The sequence below is a fragment of the Bacteroides sp. RTP31139st1_H2_RTP31139_211217 genome (assembly GCF_040227615.1).
Classification (GTDB): domain Bacteria; phylum Bacteroidota; class Bacteroidia; order Bacteroidales; family Bacteroidaceae; genus Bacteroides; species Bacteroides uniformis.
Genome location: NZ_JBCNZM010000245.1, coordinates 1 through 4,882, shown reverse-complemented (window position 1 = coordinate 4,882; position 4,882 = coordinate 1). Strand labels below are relative to the sequence as shown.

Annotated in this window: 4 protein-coding genes, 1 tRNA gene and 1 pseudogene; 4 read left to right on the top strand and 2 right to left on the bottom strand. The window is 36.2% G+C overall.

The genetic code is table 11. The features are described from left to right. Window positions 1–78: 78 nt before the first annotated feature. Both ABUA47_RS23085 and ABUA47_RS23080 read right to left on the bottom strand, forming a co-directional pair. Window positions 79–201, bottom strand: a pseudogene (locus ABUA47_RS23085) (Arm DNA-binding domain-containing protein); the annotation flags it as partial. A 136-nt stretch (window positions 202–337) separates the two neighbouring features. Next, window positions 338–411 (bottom strand) — tRNA-Pro (locus ABUA47_RS23080). A 337-nt stretch (window positions 412–748) separates the two neighbouring features. Here ABUA47_RS23080 and ABUA47_RS23075 point away from each other — a divergent pair. The 4 genes from ABUA47_RS23075 to ABUA47_RS23060 all read left to right on the top strand — a co-directional run bounded on the left by ABUA47_RS23075 (window position 749) and on the right by ABUA47_RS23060 (window position 4,345). Further along, window positions 749–2,017 carry a site-specific integrase gene (locus ABUA47_RS23075; RefSeq protein WP_118067145.1) on the top strand — a complete coding sequence of 423 codons (1,269 nt, stop codon included), beginning with the start codon at window positions 749–751 and terminating at the stop codon, window positions 2,015–2,017. A gap of 6 nt (window positions 2,018–2,023) precedes the next feature. Next, the gene (locus ABUA47_RS23070; RefSeq protein WP_005835134.1) at window positions 2,024–2,818 is read left to right on the top strand and encodes a hypothetical protein; all 795 of its coding nucleotides are present in this window, start codon (window positions 2,024–2,026) and stop codon (window positions 2,816–2,818) included. A gap of 147 nt (window positions 2,819–2,965) precedes the next feature. Then, window positions 2,966–3,289: a helix-turn-helix transcriptional regulator gene (locus ABUA47_RS23065; protein ID WP_005835135.1), complete on the top strand. Its 324-nt coding sequence runs from the start codon at window positions 2,966–2,968 to the stop codon at window positions 3,287–3,289. Between the two features lie 51 nt (window positions 3,290–3,340). Next, window positions 3,341–4,345 (top strand): phage/plasmid replication protein, encoded by a 1,005-nt coding sequence (locus tag ABUA47_RS23060; protein ID WP_005835136.1) that lies wholly within the window; start codon window positions 3,341–3,343, stop codon window positions 4,343–4,345. Window positions 4,346–4,882: the final 537 nt, after the last annotated feature.

Sequence of the window (4,882 nt, the reverse complement as noted above, 5' to 3'; positions counted from 1 at the left end):
TTTGTTCGGTTAAACATACCCATGGGTGGGGCACTTTTTAAATGTTGTTCCGGGTCCCTTTTCAAGTGTTAGCTACATTACGGATATTCCCAAACTTTTCATTACTCTTTTTTTGCTCTCTGTAATACGTAACATGAGAGGGTGCTCTCCGTTTGATAACACTTTACTCTTAAAACAAATCACTGAAACCTTGATACTCATTGCTTTAAAGGTTGTGCAGCGGTTTACACTATGGTTTACACTAACCTTGATTTTGTCCCATTTCTACTGCTAAAATCAGGAAATGTATAAAAAGAAAAAGTGCCGATAATCATTGGATTACCAGCACTTTACTCAGTCGGGATGACAAGATTCGAACTTGCGACCACACGCCCCCCAGACGCGTACTCTACCGGGCTGAGCTACATCCCGTCTTTCTTTGAATTGCGGTGCAAAGGTACGTATTTATGGGGATTCTGCAAATTTTCTTCCTCTTTTTTTGTATTAATAATGAGTTTTTTTCTTTTGATATGCGTAACTTGTTGTTTTGTAGTTGATTATCAGCTGCTGTGATGTTGATTGTTGTTTGTATTTGTTTATATACAGTCTACTTTAATATTTTAGGAAAGTTTTAGGGAGAAAACGTGGCAGAAATTAGGTATATATTTTCTTCTGTTAATCAGTATTAAATAGGCGATATTTTTATAAACCTATTTTTCTTCTTTTGAGAAATAACCCTATATTTTTGCTGCACTTTAATATTTATAATATGGCAACATTTAAAGTGCTTTTGCATTCCTCTAATAGGAGGAAGGATGGAACCTATCCGGTTTCATTGAGAATCATAAAGAACATGAAAGCCAAGTATATTTCACTGGGGCTTTACTCCAAGAAGGAGGAATGGGACGTTATTGGTGAACGTTTCAGATGTGATAAGCGTGTCTGTCCTAATTATAAGGAATTCAATGCGCGAATAGTTCAACTGCTGGCACGCGCTCAAGAAGTCGAGCGCCATTTTGAGTTTGATAGGATTGATTGGACGCTGAATCAATTCGAGGATGCTTTCCTATATAAGGATAAGAAGGGAAAGTTCTTGGATTTCGCATTGTTGTGTATTAAAGATATGAAAGAAACGGGACATATCGGTAATGCAAAAGTGTGGGAAAAGGTCATCTGTAATATGAAATTGTTCGACAAGAAGCTGTCCACACGTTATTTTCAAGAGATAGACATCAAGTATGTTTCCGCCTATAATTCTTTTATGGAAAAGAAAGGGTGGTGCGGCAACACCCGTAAGCACGATATGAAGACGTTAAGGGCAATATTGAATCGTGCTATCGTTGCTAAGGAATGTTCTTCGACTTCTTATCCTTTCGGTAAAGGTGGTTTTTGTATTTCCGCATTGGAAGAAGAGACCCGTAAGCGGTATTTGCCTCAAGAATATCTGCTGAGATTGATGAACCGGCAGTTTGAGAACAAGCCCAAGGAAATTGTAAGGCGCTTGTTTCTGTTTTCTTATTTCTGTTATGGGATGAGTTTCATCGATATGGCTAATCTGAGGAAAGGGAATATAAGGGTGGAGGGTACTTCTGTACATATTATATATAAAAGGCATAAGACGGAACACAGTAAGAATGCCAAATTCATTCGAATACCCGTGACTGATGAACTGAATAATCTGCTTCTGTGGTTCAAGTCCAACAGTGTTCTTGTAGGTGATTATCTTCTTCCTCTAGTGTCGAAAGACTATGATGGTGAGAAGCTTTATGACCATTTGCGTCGTAGACTGGCACGCTATAATGAGCGTTTAAAAGAAATCGGCGAGGAGCTTGGATTTACAGAGAAATTAACAAGCTATGTGAGTAGACATTCCATGGCTATGACCCTACAGACTAACGGTGTTCCTCGTGAAATGATAAGTCAGGTAATGGGACATAAAGACCTGGAGACTACCAATACTTATTTGGATAGTTTCGGTGATGTTGAAATAGAGAAAATGACAATAAATTCATTGTATAAAATTAACGTAAATTTATAAAAGGGCATGAGAAAGAAAAAAGAAGAGAGTATTGAGAACTTTTTGAATAAGCTGATACGGGCAAAGGGTTGTTTTGACGTTGCGGAGATGGAAAGCTATATTAAAAGAACCACTTCATATGATAGGGATTTGCTGGATAGGCAAATAGAACGTGTTGAGAAACTTTTGGATACGCGTTATGGACATTATGGAAAAATAACGGAGGAGAATGAAGTTGAGGCCTGGAGACAAGGTTTTTATGTTTTAGAAAAATTAGGTGTTACTCTTGATGATGTACGTCGAATGATTGGCAAATTCAATATTGAGGAGGATTCTCCGATGGGGATTCGAATTCGGCAAGACTGGAATTATCTTGGACATTTACTGAATGATTATTTATATCTAGAGAATGCTAATTTGATTACTTATTTGAAATTGTTGAAAGATAGTCAGAAACGAATAGGAAACCAGAAAATGTACAGCGCCTATTCGGATATGCAATTGGATGCTGTTTATGATTATTTGTGTAAGGAGGAATGGATTGACCCTTCTAAAAATGAGAAATTGAATTTTCGTAAGGTGTTTAGGGCTTGCGGCTTGGATGTTACGCAGAAAATAAAATTTAATACAAGAAAACGTGGAGCTAAAGCTTGTTTACGAGTTGTTGTTGAAGTTTTGACGGGTGGTTTTTCAGCAGTTTTAGTAAATCAATATTTTAGTGATAATGAAGGTAAGGAATTGAATTTGGCTTCTCATAATAGAGTGCCTTCATATGATGACTGTAAGAATGAATTAAAACTACTCCTTGCACAGACTGCCTAGACGTAAATTTATGACTTTGCGACTTTTTAAATCGGTATATGATATTGGTAATCAATAGTGTATGCCGATTGTTGTTGTGCTTTATGTCGCATTTTAAATTTGTATGTCTCTTTTTTATTCCTTTATTTTGTGTCAAAATTAAAAAATATGGGAAAGAAAAAAGAAATACAAATAAATGGTTTGACTGTTGATGAACTGAAGAAATTGATTGGTGAGGTTCTGAATTCCTATTTTGGTAATATGAAGAGTTCTAGTACTGAAATTATTGGAATTGACGAAGTGTGTAAAATAACGGGGCTTTCTAAACACACGGTTTATAAAAAAACGTCGAATAAGGAGATTCCTTTCTATAAATCTACTTTAAGGAGGAGGAGTGTTCTGCGGTTTAGGCGTTCTGAAATAGAAAATTGGATACTGAGGCATTCTATAGGGACGGTTGATGAATACCTCGATGCGCAGGATGCTTTATAATAATATGAATAATATAATTAAAATAATAACAATTTAAAAAAGGAGGCAGTAATGTATGACTCAATAAAAATTGTGTTGTCCGAAAAGGACTTGAATAATGAAATTAGTTTCATGGAAGAGATTCCTTGCAGAATTGTTGTGAGTGTATGTTCAGAGAATAGGGTTGTCGGCTATCTGAGGAACATGCGGGTAGAAGTTAGGGGAACTACTTTGGTGGTAGAAGGTAGTCTGACTAAGTGGGTATTGGGTAATAATTATGCAAAGCCTTTAGGGATATGGGAAATTAGAAGTGGGGTTAAGGCATTGAGTGTGGCTCTTGGTGTCCCTATTGAAAAGGCTGTGGTACAGCGTTTGGATGTTGCTTTCAATTTCCGTGTGAAGCATATGCCTTGGTTATATATGCGTAGGTTGTTGTATTCGGATGGTTTCTATAGTGCTCATATAAAGAAAGAGACTTTGTATTTTAGCAAGCATGATTGTCAGATGGTGTTTTATGATAAGATAGCTGAAATGAAAAGTTGTAAAAGGACGGATGATATAAAGCAGGGGCTTGAGGATTTTGAGGATTTGAATGTGCTAAGGTATGAATTCAGATTCAAGAAGGTCAAGTCCATTTTCGGTAGGACAATCCGTGGAGAGGATTTATATACTACGTCCTTTTGTTTGTTGGTACTGAAAAAATGGTATGATTGTTATATGGATATACAAAAGACATATGATATAGAGCTTTCTTATTGTATGTTCAATAGTAAAAAGGCTTTTGAGCTTGCATGTGTTGCTTATTGCATGAATCAGTTCAATGTGTATGATATGCTGGAAGAAGCTTTTATCAGACGGGATATTAGTAGCAAGAACAAGTATGATATAAAGGAGGTGTTGGCGAAGGCTAAAAATGTGGGGATTGATTCACTTAATGCAGCTTCCATGATAGATGAGCTGACCTCTAAAATAGAGCATGCATATGTCAAGTTAAGAAGTAGATATGATGTTGCTCCTGAGCGTTTGGAAAGATTGAATAGGTGGGTGGATAGAGGAGTGACTGGAATGCCCAGTTAGAATATGGTTTATATTCGTTTTTCTGCATGGTATATATTGAAGTCGGGTTCCTCAGTAGGTCTGTTATTGATAATGAAATAAAACGCGTAAAAATGCTTTTATATAATCAATAACAATTTCAATTATGCAGGTGAGTTGAAATGGGCAAGGTATTGGTTGTTGTTACATTAGGAAGGAGGTTTTGTGTCATTGCAGAGCAAGACCTCCTATTTGTAATGGATTTTATTATGAAAGATTTAAATATTGAAATTTAAGCTAGATTTGATGAAAGTCCGTAAAGCTTCTGTGAAAAAGAAAAGCAGTCTCCGAAGAAACTGCTTTAGAAAAGGAGCAATAGACAGTCGTTCTTTGTCTATCCAAAGGAAGAAAGATGCACCTTTAGTTGCTTACTCTTCAATCTCCTTTTCTGCTCCTAAAGATACAACAAATATAAATATTGAGCAACATTTATGGACGAAATTCACTAGTGTCCACTAAAAATTTTTTGGTCACTAGTCGGTTAAAAATTAAATAAATTCGATTCACTTGAATCATTTA

Bases quoted from the DNA above. Each gene is read 5' to 3' on its own strand.
- ABUA47_RS23070 (WP_005835134.1), top strand. From the start codon at position 2,024: ATGAGAAAGAAAAAAGAAGAGAGTATTGAGAACTTTTTGAATAAGCTG.
- ABUA47_RS23060 (WP_005835136.1), top strand. From the start codon at position 3,341: ATGTATGACTCAATAAAAATTGTGTTGTCCGAAAAGGACTTGAATAAT.
- ABUA47_RS23065 (WP_005835135.1), top strand. From the start codon at position 2,966: ATGGGAAAGAAAAAAGAAATACAAATAAATGGTTTGACTGTTGATGAA.
- ABUA47_RS23075 (WP_118067145.1), top strand. From the start codon at position 749: ATGGCAACATTTAAAGTGCTTTTGCATTCCTCTAATAGGAGGAAGGAT.